General features: G+C 66.1%; 30 protein-coding genes and 3 pseudogenes. 16 read left to right on the forward strand and 17 right to left on the reverse strand.

The features are described from left to right. Nucleotides 1-92: 92 nt before the first annotated feature. The 3 genes from C167_RS0112225 to C167_RS0112235 form a co-directional block, all read right to left on the reverse strand. The gene (locus C167_RS0112225; RefSeq protein ID WP_017518568.1) at nucleotides 93-509 is read right to left on the reverse strand and encodes an organic hydroperoxide resistance protein; all 417 of its coding nucleotides are present in this window, start codon (nucleotides 507-509) and stop codon (nucleotides 93-95) included. Between the two features lie 24 nt (nucleotides 510-533). Beyond that, on the reverse strand, nucleotides 534-923 hold the full coding sequence (locus tag C167_RS32495) for a hypothetical protein (RefSeq protein ID WP_017518569.1): 390 nt from the start codon (nucleotides 921-923) through the stop codon (nucleotides 534-536). Nucleotides 924-1,096: 173 nt separating this feature from the next. Next, a complete protein-coding gene (locus tag C167_RS0112235) occupies nucleotides 1,097-1,846 on the reverse strand; it encodes a creatininase family protein (protein ID WP_017518570.1) in 750 nt (249 codons plus the stop codon). Nucleotides 1,847-1,988: 142 nt separating this feature from the next. Between C167_RS0112235 and C167_RS34465 the strand changes: the two genes are divergently transcribed. Further along, entirely contained in the window at nucleotides 1,989-2,240 is a 252-nt protein-coding gene (locus C167_RS34465; RefSeq protein WP_157791832.1) for a hypothetical protein, read from the forward strand. 40 nt (nucleotides 2,241-2,280) lie between these two features. On the opposite strand, the gene C167_RS0112245 is transcribed toward C167_RS34465, so the two are convergent. The 4 genes and pseudogenes from C167_RS0112245 to C167_RS0112260 form a co-directional block, all read right to left on the reverse strand. After that, nucleotides 2,281-2,625 (reverse strand): cupin domain-containing protein, encoded by a 345-nt coding sequence (locus C167_RS0112245; RefSeq protein ID WP_017518572.1) that lies wholly within the window; start codon nucleotides 2,623-2,625, stop codon nucleotides 2,281-2,283. An 85-nt stretch (nucleotides 2,626-2,710) separates the two neighbouring features. Beyond that, complete coding sequence (locus C167_RS0112250; protein WP_017518573.1) at nucleotides 2,711-3,091, reverse strand: MerR family transcriptional regulator; 381 nt, start codon at nucleotides 3,089-3,091, stop codon at nucleotides 2,711-2,713. A 66-nt stretch (nucleotides 3,092-3,157) separates the two neighbouring features. Beyond that, nucleotides 3,158-3,736 (reverse strand): NAD(P)H-dependent oxidoreductase, encoded by a 579-nt coding sequence (locus C167_RS0112255; RefSeq protein WP_017518574.1) that lies wholly within the window; start codon nucleotides 3,734-3,736, stop codon nucleotides 3,158-3,160. Between the two features lie 71 nt (nucleotides 3,737-3,807). Next, nucleotides 3,808-4,034, reverse strand: a pseudogene (locus C167_RS0112260) (cyclase family protein); the annotation flags it as partial. A 109-nt stretch (nucleotides 4,035-4,143) separates the two neighbouring features. Here C167_RS0112260 and C167_RS0112265 point away from each other — a divergent pair. From C167_RS0112265 to C167_RS0112300, 7 genes are all read left to right on the forward strand, one after another. Further along, complete coding sequence (locus C167_RS0112265; protein ID WP_017518575.1) at nucleotides 4,144-4,800, forward strand: hypothetical protein; 657 nt, start codon at nucleotides 4,144-4,146, stop codon at nucleotides 4,798-4,800. 93 nt (nucleotides 4,801-4,893) lie between these two features. Next, on the forward strand, nucleotides 4,894-5,304 hold the full coding sequence (locus C167_RS0112270; RefSeq protein WP_017518576.1) for a hypothetical protein: 411 nt from the start codon (nucleotides 4,894-4,896) through the stop codon (nucleotides 5,302-5,304). Between the two features lie 45 nt (nucleotides 5,305-5,349). Beyond that, nucleotides 5,350-5,694, forward strand: coding sequence for a VOC family protein (locus tag C167_RS0112275; RefSeq protein ID WP_017518577.1), 345 nt, complete (start codon nucleotides 5,350-5,352; stop codon nucleotides 5,692-5,694). A gap of 114 nt (nucleotides 5,695-5,808) precedes the next feature. Then, on the forward strand, nucleotides 5,809-6,783 hold the full coding sequence (locus C167_RS0112280) for a quinone oxidoreductase family protein (protein WP_017518578.1): 975 nt from the start codon (nucleotides 5,809-5,811) through the stop codon (nucleotides 6,781-6,783). Between the two features lie 40 nt (nucleotides 6,784-6,823). Continuing rightward, nucleotides 6,824-7,753 (forward strand): LysR family transcriptional regulator, encoded by a 930-nt coding sequence (locus C167_RS0112285; RefSeq protein ID WP_017518579.1) that lies wholly within the window; start codon nucleotides 6,824-6,826, stop codon nucleotides 7,751-7,753. Nucleotides 7,754-8,114: 361 nt separating this feature from the next. Next, nucleotides 8,115-8,675 carry a GNAT family N-acetyltransferase gene (locus C167_RS0112295; protein WP_017518581.1) on the forward strand — a complete coding sequence of 187 codons (561 nt, stop codon included), beginning with the start codon at nucleotides 8,115-8,117 and terminating at the stop codon, nucleotides 8,673-8,675. After that, entirely contained in the window at nucleotides 8,662-9,345 is a 684-nt protein-coding gene (locus C167_RS0112300) for a helix-turn-helix domain-containing protein (RefSeq protein WP_017518582.1), read from the forward strand. The genes C167_RS0112295 and C167_RS0112300 overlap by 14 nt, the downstream gene beginning before the upstream one ends. Here the strand turns inward: C167_RS0112300 and C167_RS0112305 are convergent. From C167_RS0112305 to C167_RS35465, 4 genes and pseudogenes are all read right to left on the reverse strand, one after another. Further along, nucleotides 9,334-10,221, reverse strand: a complete 888-nt coding sequence (locus C167_RS0112305) for a sterol desaturase family protein (protein WP_017518583.1) — start codon at nucleotides 10,219-10,221, stop codon at nucleotides 9,334-9,336. The two genes, C167_RS0112300 and C167_RS0112305, sit on opposite strands and share 12 nt — an antisense overlap. A 119-nt stretch (nucleotides 10,222-10,340) precedes the next feature. Beyond that, nucleotides 10,341-10,670: a c-type cytochrome gene (locus C167_RS0112310; RefSeq protein WP_200860153.1), complete on the reverse strand. Its 330-nt coding sequence runs from the start codon at nucleotides 10,668-10,670 to the stop codon at nucleotides 10,341-10,343. Between the two features lie 87 nt (nucleotides 10,671-10,757). Further along, on the reverse strand, nucleotides 10,758-11,885 hold the full coding sequence (locus tag C167_RS0112315; protein ID WP_017518585.1) for an MFS transporter: 1,128 nt from the start codon (nucleotides 11,883-11,885) through the stop codon (nucleotides 10,758-10,760). Nucleotides 11,886-11,971: 86 nt separating this feature from the next. Then, nucleotides 11,972-12,654: pseudogene (locus tag C167_RS35465) on the reverse strand (LysR family transcriptional regulator substrate-binding protein); the annotation flags it as partial. On the opposite strand from C167_RS35465, the pseudogene C167_RS33670 reads away from it, so the two are divergent. Then, nucleotides 12,568-12,969, forward strand: a pseudogene (locus C167_RS33670) (HAD family hydrolase); the annotation flags it as partial. The pseudogenes C167_RS35465 and C167_RS33670 sit on opposite strands and share 87 nt — an antisense overlap. A gap of 97 nt (nucleotides 12,970-13,066) precedes the next feature. On the opposite strand, the gene C167_RS33675 reads toward C167_RS33670, so the two are convergent. Then, nucleotides 13,067-13,363, reverse strand: a complete 297-nt coding sequence (locus C167_RS33675) for a DUF6021 family protein (protein ID WP_235154317.1) — start codon at nucleotides 13,361-13,363, stop codon at nucleotides 13,067-13,069. Nucleotides 13,364-13,555: 192 nt separating this feature from the next. On the opposite strand from C167_RS33675, the gene C167_RS0112330 reads away from it, so the two are divergent. Both C167_RS0112330 and C167_RS32505 read left to right on the forward strand, forming a co-directional pair. After that, the gene (locus tag C167_RS0112330) at nucleotides 13,556-14,842 is read left to right on the forward strand and encodes an OprD family porin (protein ID WP_017518587.1); all 1,287 of its coding nucleotides are present in this window, start codon (nucleotides 13,556-13,558) and stop codon (nucleotides 14,840-14,842) included. 742 nt (nucleotides 14,843-15,584) lie between these two features. Continuing rightward, on the forward strand, nucleotides 15,585-15,869 hold the full coding sequence (locus C167_RS32505; protein WP_017518588.1) for a hypothetical protein: 285 nt from the start codon (nucleotides 15,585-15,587) through the stop codon (nucleotides 15,867-15,869). A 48-nt stretch (nucleotides 15,870-15,917) separates the two neighbouring features. Here the strand turns inward: C167_RS32505 and ycaC are convergent, their stop codons facing one another. The 3 genes from ycaC to C167_RS0112350 form a co-directional block, all read right to left on the reverse strand. Then, on the reverse strand, nucleotides 15,918-16,544 hold the full coding sequence (gene ycaC / locus C167_RS0112340) for an isochorismate family cysteine hydrolase YcaC (RefSeq protein WP_017518589.1): 627 nt from the start codon (nucleotides 16,542-16,544) through the stop codon (nucleotides 15,918-15,920). A gap of 51 nt (nucleotides 16,545-16,595) precedes the next feature. Beyond that, nucleotides 16,596-17,282 (reverse strand): hydrolase, encoded by a 687-nt coding sequence (locus C167_RS0112345; RefSeq protein ID WP_017518590.1) that lies wholly within the window; start codon nucleotides 17,280-17,282, stop codon nucleotides 16,596-16,598. A gap of 97 nt (nucleotides 17,283-17,379) precedes the next feature. Further along, nucleotides 17,380-18,246, reverse strand: a complete 867-nt coding sequence (locus C167_RS0112350; RefSeq protein WP_017518591.1) for a pirin family protein — start codon at nucleotides 18,244-18,246, stop codon at nucleotides 17,380-17,382. Between the two features lie 101 nt (nucleotides 18,247-18,347). On the opposite strand from C167_RS0112350, the gene C167_RS0112355 reads away from it, so the two are divergent. Both C167_RS0112355 and C167_RS0112360 read left to right on the forward strand, forming a co-directional pair. Then, nucleotides 18,348-19,253, forward strand: coding sequence for a LysR family transcriptional regulator (locus C167_RS0112355; protein ID WP_017518592.1), 906 nt, complete (start codon nucleotides 18,348-18,350; stop codon nucleotides 19,251-19,253). Nucleotides 19,254-19,467: 214 nt separating this feature from the next. Then, nucleotides 19,468-19,848, forward strand: a complete 381-nt coding sequence (locus C167_RS0112360; RefSeq protein ID WP_017518593.1) for an NUDIX hydrolase — start codon at nucleotides 19,468-19,470, stop codon at nucleotides 19,846-19,848. Between the two features lie 214 nt (nucleotides 19,849-20,062). Here C167_RS0112360 and C167_RS0112365 read toward each other — a convergent pair whose 3' ends face one another. Beyond that, nucleotides 20,063-21,034 carry an AraC family transcriptional regulator ligand-binding domain-containing protein gene (locus C167_RS0112365; protein ID WP_017518594.1) on the reverse strand — a complete coding sequence of 324 codons (972 nt, stop codon included), beginning with the start codon at nucleotides 21,032-21,034 and terminating at the stop codon, nucleotides 20,063-20,065. Nucleotides 21,035-21,101: 67 nt separating this feature from the next. On the opposite strand from C167_RS0112365, the gene C167_RS0112370 reads away from it, so the two are divergent. The 3 genes from C167_RS0112370 (at nucleotide 21,102) to C167_RS0112380 (ending at nucleotide 23,207) form a co-directional block, all read left to right on the forward strand. Further along, nucleotides 21,102-21,959, forward strand: coding sequence for a sterol desaturase family protein (locus C167_RS0112370; protein ID WP_037006124.1), 858 nt, complete (start codon nucleotides 21,102-21,104; stop codon nucleotides 21,957-21,959). Beyond that, nucleotides 21,956-22,552: an NADPH-dependent FMN reductase gene (locus C167_RS0112375; protein WP_017518596.1), complete on the forward strand. Its 597-nt coding sequence runs from the start codon at nucleotides 21,956-21,958 to the stop codon at nucleotides 22,550-22,552. The genes C167_RS0112370 and C167_RS0112375 overlap by 4 nt, the downstream gene beginning before the upstream one ends. A gap of 82 nt (nucleotides 22,553-22,634) precedes the next feature. Next, nucleotides 22,635-23,207: a hypothetical protein gene (locus tag C167_RS0112380; protein ID WP_017518597.1), complete on the forward strand. Its 573-nt coding sequence runs from the start codon at nucleotides 22,635-22,637 to the stop codon at nucleotides 23,205-23,207. Here C167_RS0112380 and C167_RS0112385 read toward each other — a convergent pair. After that, entirely contained in the window at nucleotides 23,194-23,838 is a 645-nt protein-coding gene (locus tag C167_RS0112385) for a histidine phosphatase family protein (RefSeq protein ID WP_037006125.1), read from the reverse strand. The genes C167_RS0112380 and C167_RS0112385 overlap by 14 nt on opposite strands. Between the last annotated feature and the right edge of the window lie 16 nt (nucleotides 23,839-23,854).

Raw genomic sequence — 23,854 nt, forward strand, 5'->3', positions numbered from 1 at the left:
AGTCCTAGCAGGATAGGAGTTTCGAGCGCGCGATCAAGCCTGGCGCGCGGCCGTTTATGTGCGCTGTCACGCTAAATCGGCGGCGACCGGGCTCAACGCAGGCTCAGGGTGACGGCAATATGGCCGCGCAGCGCTTTGGTATAGGGGCAGCTGTGCTGCGCCGCGTCCACCAGGCACTGCGCCAGTTCCGCTTCCAGCCCAGGCAGATCGATTGCCAGATGCGCGCGCAGGAAGAAGCCGTGCTCGCCATGCATCAGCTCCACCTGGCTGTCCACCGCCGTCTCCGCGGGGAACTCCAGCTTGCGCGCATGGGCCGCGTGGCGCAGCGCGCCGATGAAACAGGCGGACCACGCCGCGGCGAACAACTGCTCGGGGTTACTGCCCTCCCCCGGCGCGCCTGGCGGCGTCAAGCGAACCTGCAAGCGACCGTCGTCACTGCGCGCTTCGCCATCGCGGCCACCTCGGGTGCGCACCCGGGCGGTGTAGAGAACCTTCTCGATCGACTGCATGGGGACATCTCTGACGGCGTGAAATCAATGCGCGGCGGCGGTGCGCCTGCTTCGCGCGGACACGTTCGACGGACTCGCAGCGGCAGACTCGGCGTGTACCGTACTGCGGTAGGCACTCAGCTCCTGGCGAGCCAGCTCCAGCAGCCAGGCGCGAAAGGGAATGGCCGGGTCGAAGGCTGCACGCTGCCGCTCGACCTGGCGCAAGGTGGCGCGAACCAGGTCGCCCATGGCCGGTTGGCCGATGCGGCCGGCCTGCACCTGGCCCTCGAAGAAGGCGATGAGCAGCGGCAGCAAGGCCATGTACAGCTGTCGCGATGCGATGCCCGCCGGCTCGCCAGCGCCGAGGACCAACACACGGAACTCCGCATTGCTGCGACGCCCCGCCAGATTCATGCAGCCGTCATGCTGGGTCATGGAGGCCTCCCTGGTTAGCCAATGACTCCCGGCTGCCAGCGTGGCAAGGACCGCGCTATCGGGCCAGTTATCTGCTGTTAGCTCTTGTTAGCTGCCCCCCGGGAGGACCTGCAACGCAAAAAAACCCGAGCAAGGCTCGGGTTTCGTGAAGGGCAACGCTGCGGCGGTAGGGCTCAGAACGGCGACAGTTCAGCGCTGAAGACCTCGACCGCCTGCACCAGTCCCTGGGCGGCCAGCATCACCAGTTCGCGGCCTTTTTCCGGCGTGGCGAGACCGGGATCGGAGCCCATGCGGCCGTCCGGATGGCGCGCGCGGAAATCTGCCGCCTCGCGGATCGGCCCCCAGTTGGCGATCGCTGGCGAGTACTCGGCCGACTTGATGTGCTGCGGGTAGGCCCACTGGGTGACGGCGATCTCCGACGGTGTGGCATGGATGCCGTGCCCCTTGGGGAACTGCCGGTTGGCCAGTTCGCCGACGCCTTCCAGGTCCCACCAGTTGCACAATTTCAGGGCGAACCCCGCCGGGCGCCGCGCGAAGCTGGCCTGGGCGTAGAGTTCGGAGAACGCGGCCTCGATGGAGGCCACGTTGCCGCCGTGGCCATTGAGGAAGAGGATTTTCTCGAAGCCGTGGGCGGCCAGGGAATTCACCCAGTCGCAGATGGCAGCGATGAAGGTCGAGGGGCGCAGCGTGATGGTGCCGGGGAAGCCCAGGTGGTGCTGCGCCATGCCAATGTTGAAGGTCGGCGCGATAAGGATATCGGCCGACTTCTGCGCTTCGTGGGCGATGATCTCCGGGCACATCCAGTCGGTCCCGAGCAATCCGATGGGGCCGTGCTGCTCGTTGGAGCCGATCGGGATGACGATGGTCCGGCTGCGGCCAAGGAACTGCTCGATTTCGGACCAGGTGCACAGGGGTAGGAGCATAAAGACCTCGCGATTCGACGGGCTCGCCAAGTGGGAAGAGCGTGCACCGCCTGGGCCATGCACGTTCGGGCTGCCGGAACCCTCGCCGGTTTGCCCTTGTCTCGCATGACAACACGCAGGCCACCCATGGGGACATTGCACCATGGTGTCTATCGGCGTCGCGGGTTACTGGAGCTCGCGGCTGAGCGATGAAGGTCCAGGCTGCGAGCGTGGCGATGACCTGCAGCTCAGCGAGCCGATGAACGTCATGGCCATCAATAGGCCGAAAACCACTTCGGTGATACGGTCGACCGGTTCCAGCACCCGCTGCCAGGTGCCCTTCCCGGCTTTGTCCTTCGCTTCCTTCCCGGTCGGCGAGCGCGGCTCGTCGTCCCTCGTCCGTGCCATTGAGTGAGCGCTGGCAGGTGATGTTCGAGCAACGCATCCCGCCGGACTTAGCCGAGCCGGACGATATCGACCGAAATCTCCACGGCGGTGACGCTGCCGCGGTTCTCCAGCCAGTGGGTGGTGGTGTGGTCCTCGGGCCAGCCGGCGCCCGGCCCGTAGTCGGTGGCGATACCGTTGCGATGGTCGGTGATGGTGCCCTGCAGGATGAACACCGTGCCAGGACGGTCCACGTGGTCATGCAGCGGGCCGAAGACGCCGCCGGGCGCGATGGTTACCCGGCGCATCCGCAGCTGGCGGCCCGCCATGCCTTCGATTTCCGGACCGAGGTCGACCGAGGACAGCAGCTCCACCGTCACGCCCCGAGTCTCGGGTGCCACCTCCAAGCTGTTCATCACGCATGCCTCGCTGAGCGACAGGGTCTGTGTGCCAGTAAAGACGCTGCATGGCGCCGCTCGAAGCGAGGCGACAAAGGGTCGTTCAGCCCACGGCTGGCAGGTGCTCCAGATCGCAGAGCGCGGTGGAGTCCAGCAGGCTCTTCTCGAAGTCCTCGAGGCCGTTGTAATGGCTTTGCAGTTCCTCGATGCGCCGACTCAGCTCCTGCTTCTTCGCCGCAATCGCTTCGCGCACAAGGTCCCAGCGCGCCAGCTCGCCGCCGCGCAGGAAGATGTCCTGCATCTCCCTGAGGCGGAAGCCCAGCTGCTGGGCGCACTTGATGAACACCAGCAACTCGACCGTCTCCTGGGTATAGACGCGGTACTTGCCCTCCCGACGCGGCGTGGGCAGCAGGCCGATCTCCTCATAGTGACGAATGCACTTGACCGTGGCGCCGGACAGCTCGGCAACCTTCCCGATATACATGTGAACCACTCCTGCACAGGTGGCGTCCAGCATGGAGCAGCCGCGGCGAAAATCCCAGCCTGCGGATCATCTGCCGGCGAGCGATTGCACTTGCCGCAACCAGGCCTCGCGCCGCGGCGCAGCCGAGTGGATGATCGGCCCGAACAGGAGCGTGCCGGTCGGGCGGATACCGCAGAACTCCAGGGTGGTCCTGCGCATTTGCTGCAGCGCGGGCATGCGCTGGAACCAGCGGAAGTACCAGGGCGGCGTGTCCAGGGTCGCCAGCAGGTGAGCGGTGCGGCCCTTGAGCAGCTTTTGCGGAAAGGGCGACCCCTTGCGGTAACGGAAGGCGAAACCGGGCAGGAATGTCCGGTCGAGAAAGCCCTTGAGCAGCGCGGGTACCCCGCCCCACCAAACCGGAAACACCAGCGCCAGGTGATCGGCCCAGGCAATCGCCTGCTGCGCCTGCAGCAGGTCCGGTTCCAGCGGCTGACCGGCGTTGTAGCCGCCGCGCAATAGCGGATCGAAGGCCAGTTCGCTCAGGCGCAGCAATCTGACTTCATGCCCCGCGCCGCTGGCTGCTTGCCGATAGCGCTCGGCAATGGCGCCACAGAAGCTATCGTCGCTGGGGTGCCCGAGGATCAGGAGAATCCGTTTCTGGTGCATGGTGCTCGACTCCTTGTGAAAGCGAGTCGAGCCTAAAGCCTCCCCCTGGGGGGAGAGTCAACGCCAGGCAGTCACTCAAGGATTGCCACGGCGCGCACGAAACCGGGGAAGGCCTGGCGGATCTTGTAGGGGAAGCAACTGACCAGGAATCCGTGGTCAGGCAGTTGCTCGAGGTTGGCGAGCTTCTCCATCTGCCCGTAGCCGATGTCGCGCCCGGCCTTGTGGCCTTCCCAGATGATCGATGCATCGCCCGAGGCGGCGAAGCGCTCGCGCCTGGTTGTGCCGGCGCAGACCAGCTTCACGGTATCGGCGTCTGAAAAGTCCTGTTCCACGTCTTTTTCACAAGCCCTTGACGAGTCCTTGATCGCACAACTCGACAATGGCCGTAATTGACGAGTCCGCCCTCCATGAACGAACCCCAACGCCTGTTCGCCACCGCTCCTCACCGCGAGAACGATGCCGCTGCCGGCAATGCATTCGGCAGCGGTGTCTGCCAGCGGATGCGCCAATGGCGGGAGAAGCGCCTGCTGCGCCTCGCCCTGCGCATGGCCGAAGAACCGATCCTGGTGCTGGAGGTCTCGCAGTCCCCCGGCTCTGCGTGGCCGGTGCTGCTGGAACACGGCAACCGCATCATCGTGGCCACCTGCCCGTCCACCGACTCGCTGGTGGAGGCCCACCAGAAATTGCCCGAAGCCATGAAGCGCCGGATCAAAGAACTACCGGCCCCCCAGGAGCACGCCGAACTGAGCAAGGGCTCGGTCGATTGCCTGTTGCTGCCGGAAGTCCCGCGGACCGCCTGCAACATGCCGAACATCCGATTGCTCAATGAGTGGATTCCGGTGACTCGCGACAGCGTGATCCTGTTCGCCCGCGTCGGCCATCCGACGTCGGTGAAGGATATCCAGCCCTGCCCATGCGGGGCCGACCCGCATCCCATTGGCCCCGACTTCGCCAGCGCCCGTACCCTGGAGCGAGAGTTCCAGCGCCTGGGCTTTTCGCAGATCCGTCACTACAACGTGATCCCCGGCGTGGACGGGGTGCGGATCTACATCCTGCGTAAATGACCGCGGCAACCTTCCATCGCCAAGTGAACCAATCCCCGACCGGCGGCTATACTGCTCCTTTGCCATCATCGACGAATCCGGGAGGCCATCGTGATGCAGAACAGTACCGTTTTGCGTTTCCTGCCCTGGTTGGCCATGGCACTGACACTGGGCAGCCTCGCCGGCTGGCAGATCGGCGACACCATCGGGCTGAACGGCAATCGCTGGTTCGCCGAGCCTGAATTTACCTTCGAGATTCTGGTGGCCCTGAGCGGCATCCTGTGCGGCGCGCTGCTGTCCTACTCCAGCGAGCGCGGCATGGCTTGGCGGTCGGCCGGGGTGCTCGCCGGCACCTGCTTCATCGTCGCCATCCTGGCGTACTGCCGGCACAGCCTGGGCGTGCCCTTTCCGGAACAGGACCTGCTGGCCTACGCCCGACAGTTCGTCCTGCGGACCTTCGGCATCTGGATTTCGCCGGTGTTCGGTGCGGCACTGGTTTCACTGTTGCGGGTGATTCTGCGCTGAAGCCTGTGACATGATCGCGGCTCCGCGCCTCTCTCCGGAGCCCCCATGCCGCTCACCCTGCTGCTGCGCTGCCACGACCTGGACCTCACCCGCGAGTATTACCGCGACACGCTGGGCTTCGCCGTGACCGATTCCGCCGAAAGGACGCTCACCGTGCAACTGGAGCACTGCCGCCTGCTGTTCACCGCCGACGACCTGTGGGGGCGCGAGGTGGGCTGCTCCGGCACGGTCTACCTGCAACTCGCCGACGTCGCGCGCTACTTCGCCACCGTTAGAGACCGGGCGCAGATCGCCTGGCCCCTGCAGGACATGCCCTACGGCTCGCGCGAGTTCGGCATACGCGATTGCAACGGCTACCACCTGGCCTTCGCCCAGTACACCTCGGCCTGAGCTGGCCCTGCGGACTGCTGCACTGCGTGCAGCTATGTCCTGCACCCGCCCTGTCTGGTGCATCGCAACCCTGTCCCTAGACTGGCGAACATCATCACCAGCCAGGGAAAAACCATGATCACCCGCATATCGCTCCACGCCTTCGGCGGTCCGGAAGTCCTCCGTCTCGAACAGAGCCAGGCACCGCAGCCCGGCCCCGGCGAAGTGTGGCTGGAACAGGCCGCCATCGGCGTCAATCCGCTGGACCTGAGCCAGCGCTCCGGTGCGGTGAAGGTGCCGCTGCCCTCCTCGCTCGGCCTGGAGGGCGCGGGCACCGTAGCCGCCATCGGCGAAGGCGTGACCAGCGTTCAGGTCGGCGACCGCGTCGCCTACGCCACCGGGCCGCTCGGCGCCTACGCCAGCGGCCGCCTGTACCCGGCAGAGCGCCTGGTGAAGCTGGCGGACTCCGTCAGCTTTGAAGACGCTGCCGCCGTACTGTTCAAGGGCATCACCGCACACTACCTGCTCAAATCCACCTGGCCGGTCGGCCCCGGCTCGCGCGTGCTGATCTACGGCGCCGCTGGCGCGCTGGGGCAACTGATGGTGCCCTGGGCCCGGCACCTGGGCGCCAGCGTCATCGGCGTGGTGTCGAAGCCGCAGAGCGTCGAACGCGCTCGTGCCGCCGGCTGCAACGAGGTGCTGGTATTCGATGCAGCGACGCTGGCCGATCAGGTCCGCGAGCTGACCGGCGGGCACAAGGTCGATGTGGTCTACGACCCCATCGGTCGCGCCACTTTCGAAGCCTCGCTGGACTGCCTGCGCCCGCGCGGCCTGCTGGTGAGCTTCGGCATGGCTTCCGGCGCGCCGCCCGCTGTCGAGGTCGCCACGCTGAACGCCAAGGGCTCGCTGTTCCTCACCCGCCCCTCGCTCGCCGCGCACACCGCCACGGCCGAGGAATACCAGCAGCGCGCGAAGGACGTCCTGCAGGCCGTCGCGGACGGTATCATCCAGCCGCGGGTATGGCGTCGCTATCCCTTGGCGGAAGCCGCCCGGGCCCATGCCGACCTGCAGGAAGGCCGCTCCGAAGGGGCCATCGTCCTCATACCCTGAACCACCGCCGGGCGAGTGGATTCGCCGAATTGGGAGCCCTATGGATCTGTTCGATAGTCGCCAGGCCGACGAACTCGCCACCCTCCTGGCGCTGGCCGAGCACGGCTCCTTCGCCGCCGCCGGCCGCGCCCTGCAACGCCACCCTTCGGTGCTGTCCAAGCGCCTCGGCGCGCTCGAGCAGCGCCTGGGCGTTCGGTTGGTGGAGCGCACCACCCGGCACCTGCGCTTCAGCGACGAAGGCCAACGGCTGGCGGAGCGCCTGCGCCAGGCCGCCAGCCTGATCGCCGAGGCCCAGGACGAAGCCAGTCGCAGCGCGGCCCTTGTCCAAGGCCGCCTGAAGCTCGCCGTGCCGGCGGCCATGGGGCGACTGTGGCTGAGCCCGATCCTCTCGCGCTTCGTCCTCGAGCACCCGCAGGTGACGCTGGAGGTGGAGTACTCGGAGCGCTTCGTCGATATCGTCGGCGAAGGCTTCGATGCCGCGATACGCATCGGCGAGCTGGCCGACAGCCGCCTGCTGGCGCGGCGGCTCTGCGACCTGCGGCGCATCCTCTGCGCAGCGCCCGACTACCTCGAACGCCACGGCACGCCCCGCGCTCCGGCGGAGCTGGCCGAACACAACTGCCTGGGCTTCACCGGCCTCAACTCCTGGCCGGACTGGAAGCTGGCCAGCGGCAACCGCCAGCAAACGGTCCGCGTCAGCGGCAACCTGCACAGCAATGACAACGAAGCGCTGCTCTCGGCAGCGCGGCTGGGCGTCGGTATCCTCGCCGGAGGCGAATGGCTGATGCAGCACGATCTGGACGCCGGACGCCTGGTACGCGTGCTACCAGGCTGGCAACTGGATTCCGCCGCCGGCATCTATTTCGTGCGCCCTTCGGCGCGCTACAGCTCGGCCGCCAGCGAAGCGTTCAAGGCCTGGATCGAGGAACAGTTCGCCGGCGGCCCCCCCTGGCAATCGGGGACCAGCTGAGCGATGCGCCTCACCGCCCGCTTCGGCCAACAGCCAGTCGCGCAATGCCGGCACCTTGGGCAACTCGGCGCACTCGGGGCGTTAGACCATGTGACAGGCCTGGGTCAGGGAGCATTCCAGATCCTGGTCGACAAAGGGGCGGACCAGCCGACCGGTCGCCAGTAACAGCACGCGCGCCCGGCATTGCGATGCCGGGCAGCCGCGGCCTTGCGGCCCGCCTTGGACCGTGACGACTATCTCGCCATCGCCGCGTTCGGGCGTCTGGTCCGAGGCTATGCACCCGTTGCAGGCCGTCCTTGCGCAAGGCTGGCCAGCCACCGCCGGGAAACGGCAGACTGTCGCGGAAGAATCAGGAGCCGACATGGATAGCCAAAGCCCACCCGTCCTGCGCACCGAACGCCTGCTGCTCACGCCCGTGCAACTCACCGACGCACCGACCATCCAGCGCCTGTTCCCGCACTGGGAAGTGGTGCGCTACCTGGACCGCCGTGTGCCCTGGCCCTACCCGGCCGATGGCGCACTGGTCTATGTACGCGACGTGGTGCTGCCGGCCATGGCCCGTGGCGAGGAATGGCACTGGATGATCCGCCTGGCCAGCGCGCCCGAGGAGGCCATCGGCAACATCTCGCTGTTCGATCAGCCCGGCAATCATCGCGGATTCTGGCTGGCGCCCGCCTGGCAGGGCCAGGGCTACATGAGCGAGGCCTGCGAAGCGGTCAATCGCTTCTGGTTCGTGACACTGGGCCGCCCGCTGATGCAGGTGCCCAAGGCCATCCCCAACGAAGGCTCGCGGCGTATCTCCGAACGCGAAGGCATGCGCCTGGTGGGCCGCGACGAAGGTCACTTCGTCAGTGGCGTGCTGCCAAGGGAAACCTGGGAACTGACACGGGAAGAATGGCTGGCGCGCCATGCGACCGACTGAACAGGCCTGGCAGGGCGAGCTCTGGCTGGGCGCGGACTTCTGCCTCGTCGCCGGCACCACCGGCCATGCGCGGCCCCATGCACACTACGCGCATCAAGTACTGATGGCTCGCGAGGGCGAGGTGAAGGCGCTGATCAACGACCAGCCGCAGCAGGATTCGCTGCTGGTCATCGCCTCCAACCAGCGCCACGCGATACTCGACAGCGACCAGCACACGGTCACTCTGTTCGCCGAGCCGCTGGCCTTTGCGTTGGCCGATCTGGAGAGTGTTTGTCGACAGGCCGGGCCAAACCTGCAATCGCTGACGACACGCCTGAACGAGCTGCCGCGCCGACAGCTCGACCCACGTCTGGAGAAGGCCGTGCAACGCATCCGCGCGCAGGACGACAGCGCCCTGCCCGCCCAGGCCCTGGCCGAGGAAGCCTCGCTCTCGCTGAGCCAACTGGAGCGGCTGTTCAGCGGTACGCTCGGCCTGTCGGTACGCCGCCTGGTGCTCTGGCAGCGGTTGCGCCAGGCACTGCGGCTGGCCATGGTCGGCGAGAGCCTGACCAGCGCCGCCATCGCGGCGGGCTTTGCCGATTCTGCGCATTTCTCGCGGAGCGTGCGCAGCCAGTTCGGCATCCGCGCCGACCTGACGCTGCGCCGGCTGAGGCTGCGCCTACTCGACTAGCAGGCGGCGCAGCTCCCTGGGCAACGGCGCTGGCGGATGCGCCACATCAACGCGACGGAACGGCTCGGCAAGTTGCGCGAAGTACCCCACCGGATAGTCGGGCCGGTCGCCAATGCCCAGGTCATCCTCCGCCAGCGCGTAGTCCGGCAAATGCAGCGCGGTGCCCAGCAGGCGGTCCCAGAAGCTGAAGAACAGCGCAAAATTCACGTCCCCGGCCGTGCCGTATTTCAGGTGGTGCAGGCGATGCAGCGGGGCCCAGGCGAAGACATGGCGCAGCGCACCGATGCGCATGTCCACATTGCTGTGCTGCAGCAGCAACTGGATGGCGATGGCGAACGCCAGCAGCGCCGCGACTTCCACGGGAATGCCCAGCAACAGCAAGGGCAGCGTGCCACCGAGGGCTTCGAGCATCTGGTGCAACGGGTGTTTCATCAGCCCGTTGAACCCGTACATGCGCGTGACGCTGTGGTGCACCGCATGCAGGCGCCACAACTGCGGCGACCGGTGGCTGGCGTAGTGCACCAGGGTGATACCGAGGTCGGCGACCAGCAGCGCAACCAGCAATTGCAGCGCGAGCGGCCAATCCGTTGGCCACAGCGCGAAATGCGGCAGCCACAGGGCCATCAACGGAATCGCGGCAATCCCCAGCGTATTCAGCGTCTCGTTGACCAGCGCATGGAGGAGATCGCGGGCGCCATCGCCGTGGCTCTCGTTCCAGCCGGCTCGATAGGGCCAGAGTCGCTCGCCGAGGAAGGCCAGCAGGATCGCCAGCGGCAACAGCGCCGGCAGGCACAAGAGCGATACGCCTTCACCGACCAGGTACAGGGCCAGGCCGATGAAGCCGAGGAAGAACGCGGGGGCGTAGAGGTGTCGCATGGGGCATCTCCAATTCAGGATGAGCCGCCAGTTTTCCTGCCAGGCCGTCAGCCGCGCTTGAACAATCCGCGCATTCGGCGCCGCCATCGCGTGCGGATTTCCGCGTCCCAAGGGCAGCCTCAGCGACTCTTGGAAATCACCCCGGCCATGTACTGGTTCAGATCGCGCAGATCATCGAGGCTCCAGGCGTGCGGCGGGATTTTCACGCCGTTCTCGCGCAGGGTCCGGGGGATCAGGCTGCCGTTGGGGCGCAGCACCACCGAAGACACGATGACGCCCGGGTAATCGCTCAGGCGCTTCCTGAAAGCGGTCGTCGTAAGGTCGGGTGTGGGCGGGTTGCTCTTGTGGGCCAGCGGCCCGGTCGCCTTGATGTCCGCGCCGTGGCAGACCGCACAGCGTTGGGTAAAGAGGTTCTTGCCGTTGAGGTTATCCGCCATGGCTGGCGTCATCTGTGCGAGCAAAAGACCCCCGGTCAGAGCGATGAACAATGCTTTCACTTTCCTGCTTCCTTGCCGTGCCTATCAATCCTGATTCAGTCAGCGCCGCCAGGCACACCCCAGTGCGCTAAGCGCCAGTATCGCCGCCGCCCCCGCATAAGCCCAGAACGCGGGCACCTGCGGCAGCAACACGCCGGCCAGGATAGGCCCGAGCCCTGCTCCGATATCGCGCCACACCGCGTTGCCCGCCAGAGCCTGGATGCGCGCCTGCGGATTGCGCTGCGCCACTAGCGTCACCACCAGCGGCAGCTGCAGCGCGCGCAGCACCAGCACGAAGAAGGCGCCGATGAACAGCCAATAGCTGCCGAACATCAGCAGCGCCAGCGATGTGGCCAGCGACAGCACGACCAGCATGCGCAGCGCGCCGAAGCGATCCGCCAACCGGCCGCCGAAGGGGCTGAAGAGCATCTCGCTGAGATAACGCACCGCCATCAGGATGCCCGCCACCAGCACGCCGGTAGCGCCCAGGTGGGTCTGCGCGTAGAGCGACAGGCCGAAGACGAACAGGCCGTCGAGGGTCACGCCTTCGATGAAGGACCAGGTAGCAATGCTGTCCGGCAGGCGCAGGCGGCGGCCGCCGCCGAGCGGAATGTCATGGCCCGTCGCGGGTAACGCGCGGGCACGCCAGAGGCCGCAAAGGGCCGCCACACAGAGCACGAAGAACACACTGCGCGGCCCGAACGCCTGGGCCATCACCGCCCCCAGCGGCAGGGCCAGCATCGGCCCGATGGACAGGGTTGCCCGCGAGCGTCCGGCGCGGCGCGCGGCGCCTTGCGCCTCGGCGGTAGCGAGAGTCTGGGTGCTGAGGTTGAAGGTGGCGAAGCACAGGCCCCAGACCAGCCGGAACACCAGCAGTACGGCAAACCCGGAGAGCGTCGCCGAGGCCAGCGCGCAGGCTGCCGTCGCCAGCGCGGCGAGGCTGCAGGCGGCTCTATCGCCATGGCGGGCGTAGAAACGAACCACCCAGCCATAACCCACGATGCGCACCAGACGATTGGCCGCCAGCAGGATGCCCGCTTCCACCAGGGTCACGCCAAAGTCCGCCGCGTACATCGGCAGCAGCAGGTACAGCAGCACGTCGGCGGGCAGGCACAGGCCGAGCACCTGGGCGGAGTTGCGCGAATCCCGGTCGGCTCGCTGCAGGGCAGGCGCGGAAGCGGACGACATGAGAGCCTCGTGACAAAGACGGGGGCCGCAGGATAACCCGCGCCCCGCCCCGCAGGACAAGCCTTACGCCCGCGCCGGCAGCTGTGCTATCGCGCGAGTGTGCGCAGGAAGGAAGCGATCACCTGGCTGCTGCGACGCTCGGCGAGGTAGTACAGGTAGGCCTCGGTGCACACCGGGTCGCCGCTGATGCGGATGGCCTTCAGGCGCGGGTCGGCGATGTACTCCGCTTCGGACACCACGCCGATGCCGATGCTGCGGATCGCCGCCTCGCGCAGGGCCTCGCGGCTGCCGATTTCATGGCGATACGCGGCGTGACGTCGGCCTTGTCCAGCTCCTGCTCCAGCGCCACGCGCGTGGTCGAACCCTGCTCGCGACGCAGCAGCGGCTGGCCCTGCAAGGCTTGCAGGCGGACTTCGTCGTGGCGTGCGAAGGGGTGGCCGACATGGGCGAAGAGGATCACCGGGTGCCGTGCATACAGCTGCGCGACGAAGGCCGGGTCGTCATGCAGCCCGGCCAGCACGCCGACGTCGATGACATGGTTCTCCAGGTCGGCGAGCACCGAGGCGGAGTTGCCGATGCGGATCGACACGTCGAACTGCGGGTAGTCGCGGCGGTACAGGTCGACCATCTCGATCACATGAAACGGCCCTACCGCGCCGACCTTCAGCTGCCCCCGGTTGAGCAGGCCGGAGTCGCGCAGCAGGTTGGTCGCCTCGGATTCGAGCATCGACATTTGCTGGGCGATGGGCAGCAAGGTGCGGCCTTCGGCCACCGGCCCACCGACGACGACGTCACCGCCATCTACGAACGCTTCATGCCGCTGCAGATCGAGAAGATCGCCGAGCACTCGGTGCTGATAGCCGGTGCGCTGGACGCCATCGCCACACTGCGCAATCAGGGACTGAAGATCGGCTCCTGCTCCGGCTATCCGGCGGTGGTGATGGAGAAGGTAGTGGCACTGGCGAAGACCAACGGCTACGTCGCCGACCACGTGGTCGCCACCGATGAAGTGCCCAACGGCCGCCCGCACCCGGCGCAGGCGCTGGCCAACGTGATTGCCCTGGGCATCAACGATGTAGCGGCCCCGGGCCCGCAGCGGAAGCGTTCGCGAGCAAGCTCGCTCCTACAGAGAACGGTCCGAACTCGCCTTCGGCGGTATCGGCGCCGAGTTGCCCCTCACCCTAGCCCTCGTGCCCCGAATACGGCGGATACCTGTCCCCCGGCACCCGCCGCTGGCCCTGCGGCTCAGGGCCGCGCTGGGGCACGCGAGGCGGATGCGGCGGGTCGATCTGCGGATCGGCCAGGTCTGGCGAATCCGGGTCGAAACCCAGCTCCGGATCGATATGCCGCGAACCGCCAGGGGGCACCTGACGCTGCGGGTAACCGGGCAATCCGCGCTTGTCGCCAGGGCCGGACCTGTCCGGCCAGCGTTCAGGGGCAACGCCCGGACGTTCTCTGATTTCACCGTGGCCTTTCATGCTCACCTCCTGGGTTGATCCATTGTTCTGCGGTGGACGCGAAGCCGGCGGGAAGGTTTCAGCCGATTGCCGGGCGGTGCGCAGGGTGAGAATGCTCGCCGCGAAAGCCGGCACTCTAGACCATGGTCGCAAAGACCCCTGCCTTCATCTGTGACACCTTCGCGCGCTTTTTTAGCACCCCGGAGTCACCGCATGCCCTCGCCCCTCTCCTCCAGCCCGCTCGCGCGCCTGAGCGCTCTCGCCCTGCTCGGCGGCATCGCCGCCCCGGCCAGCGCCGACTTCCTGGAGGACAGCAGCGCACGCCTGGAATCGCGGACCTTCTACTTCAACCGCGACTTCCGCGATGGCAGCTCGTCCAACCCGCAGGGCGCCTCCAAGCGCGAGGAAAGCGCGCAGGGCTTCATCCTGAATCTGCAATCGGGCTACACCGCAGGCACCGTCGGCTTCGGCGTGGACGCCCTGGCCATGCTCGGCGTCAAGCTCGACTCCAGCCCCGCGAACAGCAACAGCGGGCTGCTGCCCTCCAGCGGCCACGACCCGCGCCACTCTGCCGACCAGTACGCCAAGGCCGGCGTCGCCGGCAAGCTGCGCGTCTCCCATACCCAGTTCAGGTACGGCGCGATGCTGCCGGACATGCCGTTGCTCAAGTACAACGACGGCCGCCTGCTGCCCAACATGTTCCACGGCGCGCAGCTGACCAGCGAGGAGATCGCCCACCTCAAGCTCACCGCCACGCGCCTGGAGCGCTACACCGCGCGCGACTCCACCGACGCCCAGGACGTGCGCCTGAACTGCAAGAACAAGCGCTACGCCTGCGACACCACCGGCAACCGCTTCGACGCCTACCAGGCGGATTACCAGATCAACGACCAAGTCCTGCTGCAATACGCCCAGGGCGGGCTGGAGAACGTCTACCGCCAGCGCTACGTCGGTATCGTCGGCAAGCAGGCGGTGGGCGCCGGCAAGCTCACCGCCGACCTGCGCGGGTTCGACAGCAACGACGACGGCTCGGCCCGCGCCGGGGCGATCGACAACCGCGCCTTGAGCCTGTTGTTGTCCTATGCCCAGGGCGGCCACGTGTTCAGCGCCGGCTGGCAGCGCATGAACGGCGATACCTCCCTGCCCTACCTCGACGGCAGCAATCCCTACCTCGCCAACTACGTGCAGGTGAACGACTTCGCTAACGCCCGGGAGCGCTCCTGGCAACTGCGCTACGACTTCGACCTGCGCAGCGTCGGCGTGCCCGGCCTGAGTTTCATGACCCGCTACGTCAACGGCGACCACATCGCCCTGGCCAACGGCGACGAAGGCAAGGAATGGGAACGCGACGTGGAGTTCAAGTACGTGATCCAGGCCGGCACCTTCAAGGACCTCAACCTGCGCCTGCGCAATGCCACCTACCGCACCAACTACGAACAGTCGGCGCGTGACGTGGATGAGGTGCGACTGATCGCGAGTTACAACTTCTCGATTCTCTGAAGTGCCTGAGCGGGCCCTGCGCGTTCCGCTGACTGTGCCGGCGCCGGTGCTGGTCTGTTGCTTCGGCTTGGGTGTTTCTGCGCCGCTCGGGCGTGCGTGGATGTTTCGCTGGAAGACTCATAAAAATGCCTCCTTTGGGTCTCTCCAAAGGAGGTCGCCCGAGGGGTGAAACAAGAAGTCAACGCGCACGCCGCGGCGGCGCGGGGAACCCCTGACACGAGGCAAACACATCACGGACGGAGTCCGCTCCTACGAAACTCCAGCAGCGCCCTACAAGTGAGCACTCTCGCTCCTACAGATTGGGAAGCCAGATGAGGCAGATTTCACTCTGTCAGCAACGTCCTGCATCGGGATCGCCGTTACCAACCGAAAAATCTCACGGGCCATTAGCCTTGCGGGCCTACGAGCGCCGTCCCTAGCCTCTGGTTCGCCGCAGCGTCATCGCGGTCGGGTGTAGGAACCCGGTAAGGAGTCAGAAAGCGGTAGCTCTGTAGCCACGATTCGCGGAAGTTGTCTGATGACTCGTGCCTCTATGGCGGCCGTGTGAGGAGGCTTCGGCCTGCCCGTTTTTGGCTCCCTTGTACGGGTTTCCTACCCTCGCACGGTCCGCCTCTCTACCCGTAGGAAGGTCGATTGGCGGCTACTCGATCCTTAAAGAGAGCCGACATGAACTATCCCCTTTTCTCCCCCGCGCACCGCCCCTCGTCACGCCAGGATTCAACCCTCCCCACGGAGGTGCCCCATGCGTGAATTTCTCCCCGTTGCCTTGACCGGCCAGTTCGGCGAGGAAGTCCTCTTCATCAATGCCCTGGCCCCGGTCGAGCACCTGCGCGAAGCCGCCCTGCGCCGCATCACGGCGGTCGAGGACCTGCTGCAGTTGATGGAAGACGACAGCGACAGTGGCCTGATCCGCGCCACAGCCCGCTTTGCCTCGGCTTTGGCCCCGCTGGTCAGCGAGGCCCGCCAGCTCTACGAGCTGGCCCTGGAGCGCCGCCCCGGCTACCAGGCGGGGCCGATGGAAGGCTGAGTTCCGCCACCGGGTCGGCCCCGAAGTGCCGGCCCGGCGAGCGATGCCTCACTTCTTGGCCGTGAGCGTGCTGTAGCTGGTGATCAGGTTGCGGTAATCGGGGATGTGGTTGGAGAACAGCGCGGCGAGGCCTTCGATATCGTTACGCCAGTCGCGGTGCAGCTCACAGGCCACGCCGAACCAGGTCATCATCTGCGCGCCGGCGGCTTCCATGCGGCGCCAGGCGGCGTCACGGGTGACTTCGTTGAAGGTGCCCGAGGCGTCGGCGACGACGAAGACGTCGAAGCCCTCTTCCAGCGCCGACAGCGCCGGGAAGGCCACGCAGACTTCGGTGACTACGCCAGCGATGATCAGCTGTTTCTTGCCGGTGGCCTTCACCGCCTTGACGAAATCCTCGTTGTCCCAGGCGTTGATGTTGCCCGGGCGGGCGATGTAGGGCGCGTCGGGAAACAGGTCTTTCAGCTCCGGCACCAGCGGGCCGTTGGGGCCGCTCTCGAAGCTGGTGGTGAGAATGGTCGGCAGCTTGAAGTACTTGGCCAGGTCGGCCAGCGCCAGGACGTTGTTCTTGAACTTGTCCGGCTCGATGTCGCGCACCAGCGAGAGCAGACCGGCCTGGTGATCGACCAGCAGAACCGCGGCCTGGGACTTGTCGAGACGGACGTAAGGCTTGCTCATGGCGTTTCCTCTTGGCAATGGAAGCCCGACCGAAGCCGGGCAGGGGTGGGATCAGCGTTGGGAATCCAATACTTCGTGTTCGCTCACAACCTGCTGGGCCTTGGTGTAGCTTTCGATCAGCAGGCCGTAGTGCGGGAAGATCAGGCTGTAGGCCTCGGCCCACTGCGCGGCGTCGGGGCGATTCCACGTGCGCTGGATTTCCGAGGCGACGGCGGCGGTATCCATCGGCACCACACCGGCCTGGACCACACGCGCCAGGGTGATTTCCTGTGCGGCCTTGGAATAGGTGCCGGAAGCGTCGATTACGGCGAACACCTTGTAGCCGGCGTTGACTGCGGCAATCGCCGGGAAGGCCATGCATACGCTGGTGATGGTGCCGGCGATGACCAGGGTGCTCTTGCCGGTGGCTTTCACAGCGGCAACGAACTCGGGGTTGTCCCAGGCATTGATTTCCCCCTTGCGCGCCACATACTGCGCATGGGGCGCGGCTTCGTGTATCTCGGGAATCAGCGGCCCGTTGGGGCCCTGCGGCACCGAGGCGGTAGTGATTACCGGGATCTTCGCCAGCGTAGCGATCCTGGCGAGGGCGATGGCGTTGTTGCGCAGCTCGGTCATGGGCATGTCCTTGACCGTCTGGAACAGACCGCTCTGGTGGTCGATGAGCAGCATGGCGGTGTCGTCGGGGTCGATCACCGGGCGCTGGCCGTTGAAGTTGGCAATCTGATTGAAGTTGCTCATTTCGGAGTCTCCAGAAAGGGCATCCGGCCCATAAAGCCCGCGCCTCCTGCGCGGGCGTTTATCCAGACTAGGCGACGCCTGAGTCCGGGGTGTGACATCAGCGGGTCATCTGTCCGAAACGTCCGTTCTGAACGTCGGCGATGGCCTGCTGGATTTCGCTTTCGCTGTTCATCACGAAAGGGCCGTAGCCGACGATGGGCTCGTTCAGCGGCTCACCGCTGAGCAGCAGCACCAGGGCATCGCTCTCGGCTTCCAAGTGCAGGCTGTCGCCGCGCCGGTCGAACAGCGCCAGTTGGCCTTCGCGCAGCGTTTCACCGCTGCCCAGCCGAATGTTTCCGCGCAGCACCACCAGGGCGGTGTTGCGTCCGGCCTTGACGACCAGTTCCAGCGGACGGCCGGGCTGCAGACGCAGATCCCAGACATCCAGCGGGCTGAAGGTGTGGGCTGGGCCGGCGTGGCCGGCGTAGTCACCGGCGATTACCCGCAGGCTACCGGCACCGTCGGCCAGTTCGATGCGCGGGATATCGCCAGCCAGCAACGTCTGGTAGGCCGGTGCAGCGCGCTTGTGGCGGGCCGGCAGGTTCACCCAGAGCTGGGCCATGTGCAGGTTGCCGCCGCTGCGGGTGAAGTCCGGCGAGTGGTATTCCTCGTGGAGGATGCCGTCGCCGGCCGTCATCCACTGCACGTCGCCGGGGCCGATGCGGCCGCCACCGCCGCTGGAGTCGCGGTGTTCCAGTTCGCCTTCGTAGACCAGGGTCACGGTCTCGAACCCGCGGTGCGGATGCTGGCCGACGCCGCGGCGCACCGTGCTGGGGCCGAAAGCGTGGGGGCCCGCATGGTCAAGCAGCAGGAAGGGACTGAGGTGTTCGCCCAGGCTATCGTAGGAAAACAACGTACGAACCGGAAAACCGTCGCCGACCCAGTGCGGCCGGGCAGCGCTGTAGATACCAAGAATCTGTTTCATGAGGTGCCTCCTGTAGTGCATGGAGGTCACGATACGGACGGAACAATTGCTCCGGTAGTCGGCAAAAACTACTATCAGTGTTCCATTAGAGGAACACTGGAATGGACGATCTCAACGACCTCTACTACTTCGCCCAGGTGGTGGAACATGGCGGTTTCACTCCGGCCGGCCGCGCCCTGGACGAGCCCAAGTCGAAGCTGAGCCGGCGCATCGCCGCGCTGGAAGAGCGCCTGGGCGTACGGCTGATCCAGCGCTCGACCCGGCATTTTTCGGTGACCGAGATCGGGCAGGTGTTCTACCGGCACTGCGTGGCGATGCTGGTGGAAGCGGCGGCCGCCACCGAGGCCGTCGAGCAGCACCGCTCCGAACCTCGCGGGGTGGTGAACCTGAGCTGCCCAACGGCGCTGCTGAACTTCTGGGTCGGCCCGATGCTGGCGCGCTTCATGGTGCAATACCCGCTGGTGGAGTTGCATGTGCAGAGCACCAACCGCCAGGTGGACTTGATCCAGGAAGGCATCGACATCGCTCTGCGGGTGCGCTTTCCGCCGCTGGAAAGCAGTGATCTGGTGATGAAGGTACTGGGCGAAAGCCGGCAGCGTGTGGTCGGTGCCCCGGCTCTGCACGAGCGCCTGCCGGCAAGGCCGACGCCCGCCGATGTGGCCGCCCTGCCGACGCTGCACTGGGGCCTGGTGCAGCGCGAATACCACTGGCAACTGGACGGCCCCGGCGGCGCCAGTGCGCAGGTGCGCTACCGGCCGCGGATGGTCACGGACGATCTGGTCGCCCTGCGCCAGGCCGCGCTGGCGGGTGCCGGCGCGGTGCACATGCCCGCCGTGGTGGTGTGCGAGGACCTGAACGACGGCACGCTGGTGAATCTGCTGCCCGACTGGGCACCACGCACCGGTGTGGTCCACGCCGTATTCCCTTCGCGGCGGGGACTGCTGCCGTCGGTACGAACCTTGCTGGATTTCCTCGACAAGGAATTCGAGAGGAGCGACATGTCGTGAAAGTTCGCACTTCAGCCTCCGAGGCCGGTCCACTCAGAAGGAAATACGAGTCGAGAATATGACGAGCTTTTCTTCAGAAAAGCCTGACATACCTTTTCAGCGACCAATCCTTACCATTTGTCGACATAAATGCCGTAACCAGTTCATCTGGTTGGGAATCTCTAATTAATGTCTACTCTGAAAACTGTTGGAAGATTGTCGAGGAGCAGCCGGTATGGCTAAAAATCTGAAGGAGCGAGCTACGGTCATCTGCCGCCTCGACGACAAGATTCTCTTCGTGCGCAAATCCAAATCGAAATGGAATCTCCCAGGCGGGCGCATCGAGGCCGACGAACGCCCCGGCCAGGCCGCCACGCGCGAGCTGATCGAGGAAACCGGGCTGGCCATCGAGCAGATGAACTATGTGGCGCCGCTGGAGCTGTACCAGACGCTGCACTACGTGTTCGAGACGCCAGTCGACCCGGCGCAGCAGCCCACCCCGCTGAACGAAATCGCCGATTGCCGCTGGTTCACCCCCGAGGAAGCGAGCAAGCGCAATATCAACAAGTCGGTGCGGCGCCTGCTGCGCTCGTGCCTGAGCAAAGAGGCCGGCTGATGCCGGCCTTTTCCTATCTCCGCGTATCCGGCGCCCGCGGCGGACAACGCTGCGCATGCAACTATCCATGCGCTGGTCGGCTAAGTAGATTGCCTTAGGAGCGAGCTTGCTCGCGAACCTTCTGGACGCCGGGGCCTGTTTTTTCGCGAGCAAGCTCGCTCCTACACGTGCAACGTGGCCTCGCCGTTGTGCGCATCAGCTAAGGTCGACTGTCTCATTCGTCGATGACCGACGCATTCCAGCGCTTGCGTGCATTCAGGTAGGCGGCCAGGTCGCCGTAGCCCAGGCGTTCGGCAATTCGCGTGCGGCTCTCGCCCTGCAGTTCCAGGTGTTGTTCCAGTTCCTTGCGCACCTGGTCGAGCAATTCGCGAAAGCCCATGCCCTGCTCCGCCAACCGCCTGCGCAGGGTCCGCGGGCTGTGGTGCAACTGGTCCGCAACGCTTTCCAGCGCCGGCACCTCGCCATGTTCGAGCATGCGCCGGACGATCCCGGCGGCCTTGGCCGCCCAGCCGCTGAGTTGGCGCATACGGGCGAGCCGTCGATCCAGCTCCATCGTGAGCAGCTCCACCAGCCCGGCATGGCGCCCTTTTAGCGGCAAGGCAAGCGTCTGCGCGTCGAAATACAACCGGTTGCACGCGCTGCCGAACTCGACTCGCTCACCAAACCACTGCCGGTACTGCGCGTGGTACTCGGGCCGGTCATGGACGAAGCTGGCGCGCACCGGCATGACGGAGCAGCCAGTGCCACGGCGCAATTGCGTCACGGCCATCACGCTGTAGTGTTCCATCAGATAACGGCTCAGCGGCTCGGGGGCGTCGATGATCAGCTCGACGGCAACGGTGTCGCCCTCTTCCAGCAGGCGAAAGGTATCGGTGTCCGCGGCCAGCGGCGCGTAGCGCACCCAGCAGAGCACCGCCTGGCGTACATCGGCGCAGAACTGCGCGAGGTGGGCGATCACGTGCCAGTCCTGCGGCGTGAACTGGCCGAACAGCTGCAGTCCGATGGCGGGCTCAAGGCTCGCCGCTTCCAGCCATAGCTGTTCGAGTTCGACCAGGCTGTAGTCACTGTGACGCCGCGCGCGGTGGCTGCTCAGGTAACGCTCCAGCACCTGGCCGAGCGGGCCGCGGTGGTAGCGCTGCGCCGCAGGGTTGGCCAGTTCTCCGGTGTTTCTGTCCTTTTCGCGCATGGGTCGCCGCTCGGTCCTGGGTTCTGATGGGCACGCCTTGTCCCATTGGACCCGAACCGAGAGTGTCATGACTACAACAACAATGCTGCTCGACAATCCGACCGTGATCGTGGCGGGGATCTTCCTCGCTTTCATTGCCCTGGAGATGGCCTGCGCCACCTTTCGTCAACCGCGCGGCCAGCGCCGCGACGCGCTGATCGAGATATTCGGCTCCAGCCTGCTGCTGGCGGTGACCTTCCCGCTGGTGATGTGGGCCAGCGGCGCCCTGCTCGACCTCGCCCTCCCCGCCGCCGCCGGCTCCCTGGCGGGCCTCCCCTGGCTGGTCGGTTTCGCGCTGTTCCTGCTGTTCGACGACATGACCCAGTACTGGTGGCATCGCCTGGCCCACCGCGTGCCATTCCTCTATGCCTTGCACCGCGCCCACCATTCCGCGCCGTACATGAGCATCCGCATCGTTTACCGCAACAACAGCTTCTATTACCTGCTGATGCCGGGCCTGTGGTTCTCCGGCGCGCTGATCCACATGGGGCTGGCGAACGTCTATTACGTCTACCTGATCGTGAAGATGTGCGTGATCTTCGGCGCCCACAGCAACCTCGCCTGGGACGACAAGCTCTACCGCATCCGCGCGCTGCGCCCGCTGATGTGGTTGCTGGAGCGGACCATCTCCACCCCCGCCACCCATTCCGCCCACCATGGATTGAACGCCGATGACGGCGTGACCTACTACAAGGGCAACTTCGGCAACCTGCTGTTCTTCTGGGACGTGCTGTTCGGTACTGCGAAGATCACCCGGCGCCGCCCGCAAGCCTATGGCATCGAGGACCTGGCGCCAGTGAGCTGGCAGGAAGAGGTGTTCTGGCCGTTGGTGCGCACGCGTGCGCCGTCCAGCAGCAAGGACGTGGCGGCGGAGGTGGCCCGATGAGCCCGAATATCGTACTGATCGCCGGCTCCAGCCAGTTGGACAGCCAGTCGGCAAAGGTCGCCCGCTACCTTGCCGGGCGCCTGGAAAGCCTCGCCTTGTGTGGCTGGGCGCAGGTAATCGACCTGGGCGCCGATCCCCTGCCGTTATGGCCGGCGCCGGACAGCCGGGACAGTTGGCCGCAGTACCGCGAGCTGCTGCGCGAGGCCGATGCGCTGGTGGTTATCGCCCCGGAATGGCACGGCATGGCCTGTCCGGCCCTGAAGAACTTCTTCCTCTATGCCGGGCTGCGCGAACTGGGCCATAAGCCGGCGCTGCCGGTGGGGGTATCCGCCGGCCTGGGCGGCGCCTACCCACTGGCCGAACTGCGCGCCTCCAGCTACAAGAACAGCCGCATCGCCTACCTGCCGGAGCAACTGGTGGTGCGTCGGGTCGAAGCCATGTTCAACGCCGGCCACCCTACTGATGAGGACGACCAGCGCCTGCGCGAACGAGCCGACTGGGCGCTGCACATGCTCTGCGAGTACGCGGGCGCGCTGCGCGGGGTCCGCGAGCGGATCGACCTGCATAACCCGGCGTACGCCAACGGCATGTGACAAGCGGGGAGGATGCGCGGGAAGGCGCTTCAAGGTATCTTCTGCGCATTCCTACAAAAACTTCGACAGGATTCGTCTCCCGATGCTTCGCGCCGCCCTGCTCTGTGCCACCGCGCTGTGCTCCAGCCTGACTTTCGCCAAGGTCGAGGTGAAGCCGGTGCAGCATTCCAAGGTTGGCGAGGTGCTGGCGGTGCGGATCAGCGAAGACATCGCTCCGGGCGACTACGAGCGCCTGTTCAAGGGGCTGCTGGCCAACCCGGGCAAGTTCGCGCGCAAGGTGGCCTTGCTGGACAGCATCGGTGGCAGCGCCGCCGAGTCGATCAAGATGGGCCGCCTGCTGCGCGAATCCGGTTTCGAGACACTGGTGCCGACCAACAGCGTCTGCCAGGGCTCCTGCGTCTACCTGCTGGCCGCCGGCAAGCATCGCACGGTGCGCGGCTATGTAGGCCTGCACCGCCCCTATTACCCCGCTGGCGATTCGTCCCAGGCGGCGGGCAGCTACAACGCCCGCAGCTATTTCCGCGACATGGACATTCCGCTGGAACTGGCTGACACCATGCAGAGCATCGACCCGCAGCGCATGCGCGTGCTGACTCCGCAGGAATTACAGCGTTACCGCCTGGGCGCCACGCCCAGCCAGATCAGCGCCCGCTGATGTTCAGCGGCCACTGGTCAGCATCGAGGTAGCCGAGCAGGCGCGGCGCCTGGTCCGTTTCACTGAGGACGAAGAGCGTCGAGGCGTAGTCCGGCGTCGCCGGGTCCTTCACACTGACCGAATGCTCCAGGTCTTCGATGCACTCGCTGTGGGTCACCAGGATCAGGTTGCGATGCGCCACCTTGTGCTGCAGCGCCTTGCTCAACATCGACCCTTCGCAGTCGTACAACCACTCCTCTTCCTGCGGTTCCTGGCCGAACATCGAGGTGGCGGTCTGCACGGCGCGTAACTGCTCGCTACTGAGGATATCGGCGTTGGCCAGCCCGAGTGCGGCGAAATCCTGGCCGATTGCGTGGGCGCTTTGGCCGCCGCGCACAGTGATGCCGTCGATATTGCCAAGGCACGGTGCGCTGGAGCGGTCGCAACGCTCGGCGTGGCGCACCAGCACGATCAGGTCGCCGTTCTGCCAGTGCTCGCGCAATTCGGCCTGGCGCTTGGCATCACCCACCAGCGGTGCGGGGCGCGAGAAGTCCAGGGGCAGGAAGCCGCTGAGCAAGGCTATGAGCGGGAGGATCGCCAGCAATGACAGCCAGCCGCGGGACAGGGAACGGATGAACTTCGGGATGGGCATGGGCTCGGCCGTACTG

The sequence above is a fragment of the Pseudomonas nitroreducens TX1 genome (assembly GCF_000313755.1).
In the GTDB taxonomy this organism is placed as follows: Bacteria; Pseudomonadota; Gammaproteobacteria; order Pseudomonadales; family Pseudomonadaceae; genus Pseudomonas; species Pseudomonas nitroreducens_A.

Excerpts from the sequence above, each read along its gene's own strand:
- C167_RS0112375 (WP_017518596.1), top strand. The coding sequence starts at position 21,956 with ATGAGCCCGAATATCGTACTGATCGCCGGCTCCAGCCAGTTGGACAGC.
- C167_RS0112305 (WP_017518583.1), bottom strand. The coding sequence starts at position 10,221 with ATGCGACACCTCTACGCCCCCGCGTTCTTCCTCGGCTTCATCGGCCTG.
- C167_RS33675 (WP_235154317.1), bottom strand. The coding sequence starts at position 13,363 with ATGAAAGGCCACGGTGAAATCAGAGAACGTCCGGGCGTTGCCCCTGAA.
- C167_RS0112360 (WP_017518593.1), top strand. The coding sequence starts at position 19,468 with ATGGCTAAAAATCTGAAGGAGCGAGCTACGGTCATCTGCCGCCTCGAC.
- C167_RS0112365 (WP_017518594.1), bottom strand. The coding sequence starts at position 21,034 with ATGCGCGAAAAGGACAGAAACACCGGAGAACTGGCCAACCCTGCGGCG.
- C167_RS0112310 (WP_200860153.1), bottom strand. The coding sequence starts at position 10,670 with ATGACGCCAGCCATGGCGGATAACCTCAACGGCAAGAACCTCTTTACC.
- C167_RS0112265 (WP_017518575.1), top strand. The coding sequence starts at position 4,144 with ATGAACGAACCCCAACGCCTGTTCGCCACCGCTCCTCACCGCGAGAAC.
- C167_RS0112300 (WP_017518582.1), top strand. The coding sequence starts at position 8,662 with ATGCGACCGACTGAACAGGCCTGGCAGGGCGAGCTCTGGCTGGGCGCG.
- C167_RS0112355 (WP_017518592.1), top strand. The coding sequence starts at position 18,348 with ATGGACGATCTCAACGACCTCTACTACTTCGCCCAGGTGGTGGAACAT.
- C167_RS0112275 (WP_017518577.1), top strand. The coding sequence starts at position 5,350 with ATGCCGCTCACCCTGCTGCTGCGCTGCCACGACCTGGACCTCACCCGC.
- C167_RS0112270 (WP_017518576.1), top strand. The coding sequence starts at position 4,894 with ATGCAGAACAGTACCGTTTTGCGTTTCCTGCCCTGGTTGGCCATGGCA.
- C167_RS32495 (WP_017518569.1), bottom strand. The coding sequence starts at position 923 with ATGACCCAGCATGACGGCTGCATGAATCTGGCGGGGCGTCGCAGCAAT.
- C167_RS0112345 (WP_017518590.1), bottom strand. The coding sequence starts at position 17,282 with ATGAGCAACTTCAATCAGATTGCCAACTTCAACGGCCAGCGCCCGGTG.
- C167_RS0112350 (WP_017518591.1), bottom strand. The coding sequence starts at position 18,246 with ATGAAACAGATTCTTGGTATCTACAGCGCTGCCCGGCCGCACTGGGTC.
- C167_RS0112385 (WP_037006125.1), bottom strand. The coding sequence starts at position 23,838 with ATGCCCATCCCGAAGTTCATCCGTTCCCTGTCCCGCGGCTGGCTGTCA.
- C167_RS0112315 (WP_017518585.1), bottom strand. The coding sequence starts at position 11,885 with ATGTCGTCCGCTTCCGCGCCTGCCCTGCAGCGAGCCGACCGGGATTCG.
- C167_RS0112295 (WP_017518581.1), top strand. The coding sequence starts at position 8,115 with ATGGATAGCCAAAGCCCACCCGTCCTGCGCACCGAACGCCTGCTGCTC.
- ycaC (WP_017518589.1), bottom strand. The coding sequence starts at position 16,544 with ATGAGCAAGCCTTACGTCCGTCTCGACAAGTCCCAGGCCGCGGTTCTG.
- C167_RS0112380 (WP_017518597.1), top strand. The coding sequence starts at position 22,635 with ATGCTTCGCGCCGCCCTGCTCTGTGCCACCGCGCTGTGCTCCAGCCTG.
- C167_RS0112285 (WP_017518579.1), top strand. The coding sequence starts at position 6,824 with ATGGATCTGTTCGATAGTCGCCAGGCCGACGAACTCGCCACCCTCCTG.
- C167_RS32505 (WP_017518588.1), top strand. The coding sequence starts at position 15,585 with ATGCGTGAATTTCTCCCCGTTGCCTTGACCGGCCAGTTCGGCGAGGAA.
- C167_RS0112225 (WP_017518568.1), bottom strand. The coding sequence starts at position 509 with ATGCAGTCGATCGAGAAGGTTCTCTACACCGCCCGGGTGCGCACCCGA.
- C167_RS0112370 (WP_037006124.1), top strand. The coding sequence starts at position 21,102 with ATGACTACAACAACAATGCTGCTCGACAATCCGACCGTGATCGTGGCG.
- C167_RS0112280 (WP_017518578.1), top strand. The coding sequence starts at position 5,809 with ATGATCACCCGCATATCGCTCCACGCCTTCGGCGGTCCGGAAGTCCTC.
- C167_RS0112235 (WP_017518570.1), bottom strand. The coding sequence starts at position 1,846 with ATGCTCCTACCCCTGTGCACCTGGTCCGAAATCGAGCAGTTCCTTGGC.
- C167_RS0112255 (WP_017518574.1), bottom strand. The coding sequence starts at position 3,736 with ATGCACCAGAAACGGATTCTCCTGATCCTCGGGCACCCCAGCGACGAT.
- C167_RS0112245 (WP_017518572.1), bottom strand. The coding sequence starts at position 2,625 with ATGAACAGCTTGGAGGTGGCACCCGAGACTCGGGGCGTGACGGTGGAG.
- C167_RS0112330 (WP_017518587.1), top strand. The coding sequence starts at position 13,556 with ATGCCCTCGCCCCTCTCCTCCAGCCCGCTCGCGCGCCTGAGCGCTCTC.
- C167_RS34465 (WP_157791832.1), top strand. The coding sequence starts at position 1,989 with ATGGTGTCTATCGGCGTCGCGGGTTACTGGAGCTCGCGGCTGAGCGAT.
- C167_RS0112250 (WP_017518573.1), bottom strand. The coding sequence starts at position 3,091 with ATGTATATCGGGAAGGTTGCCGAGCTGTCCGGCGCCACGGTCAAGTGC.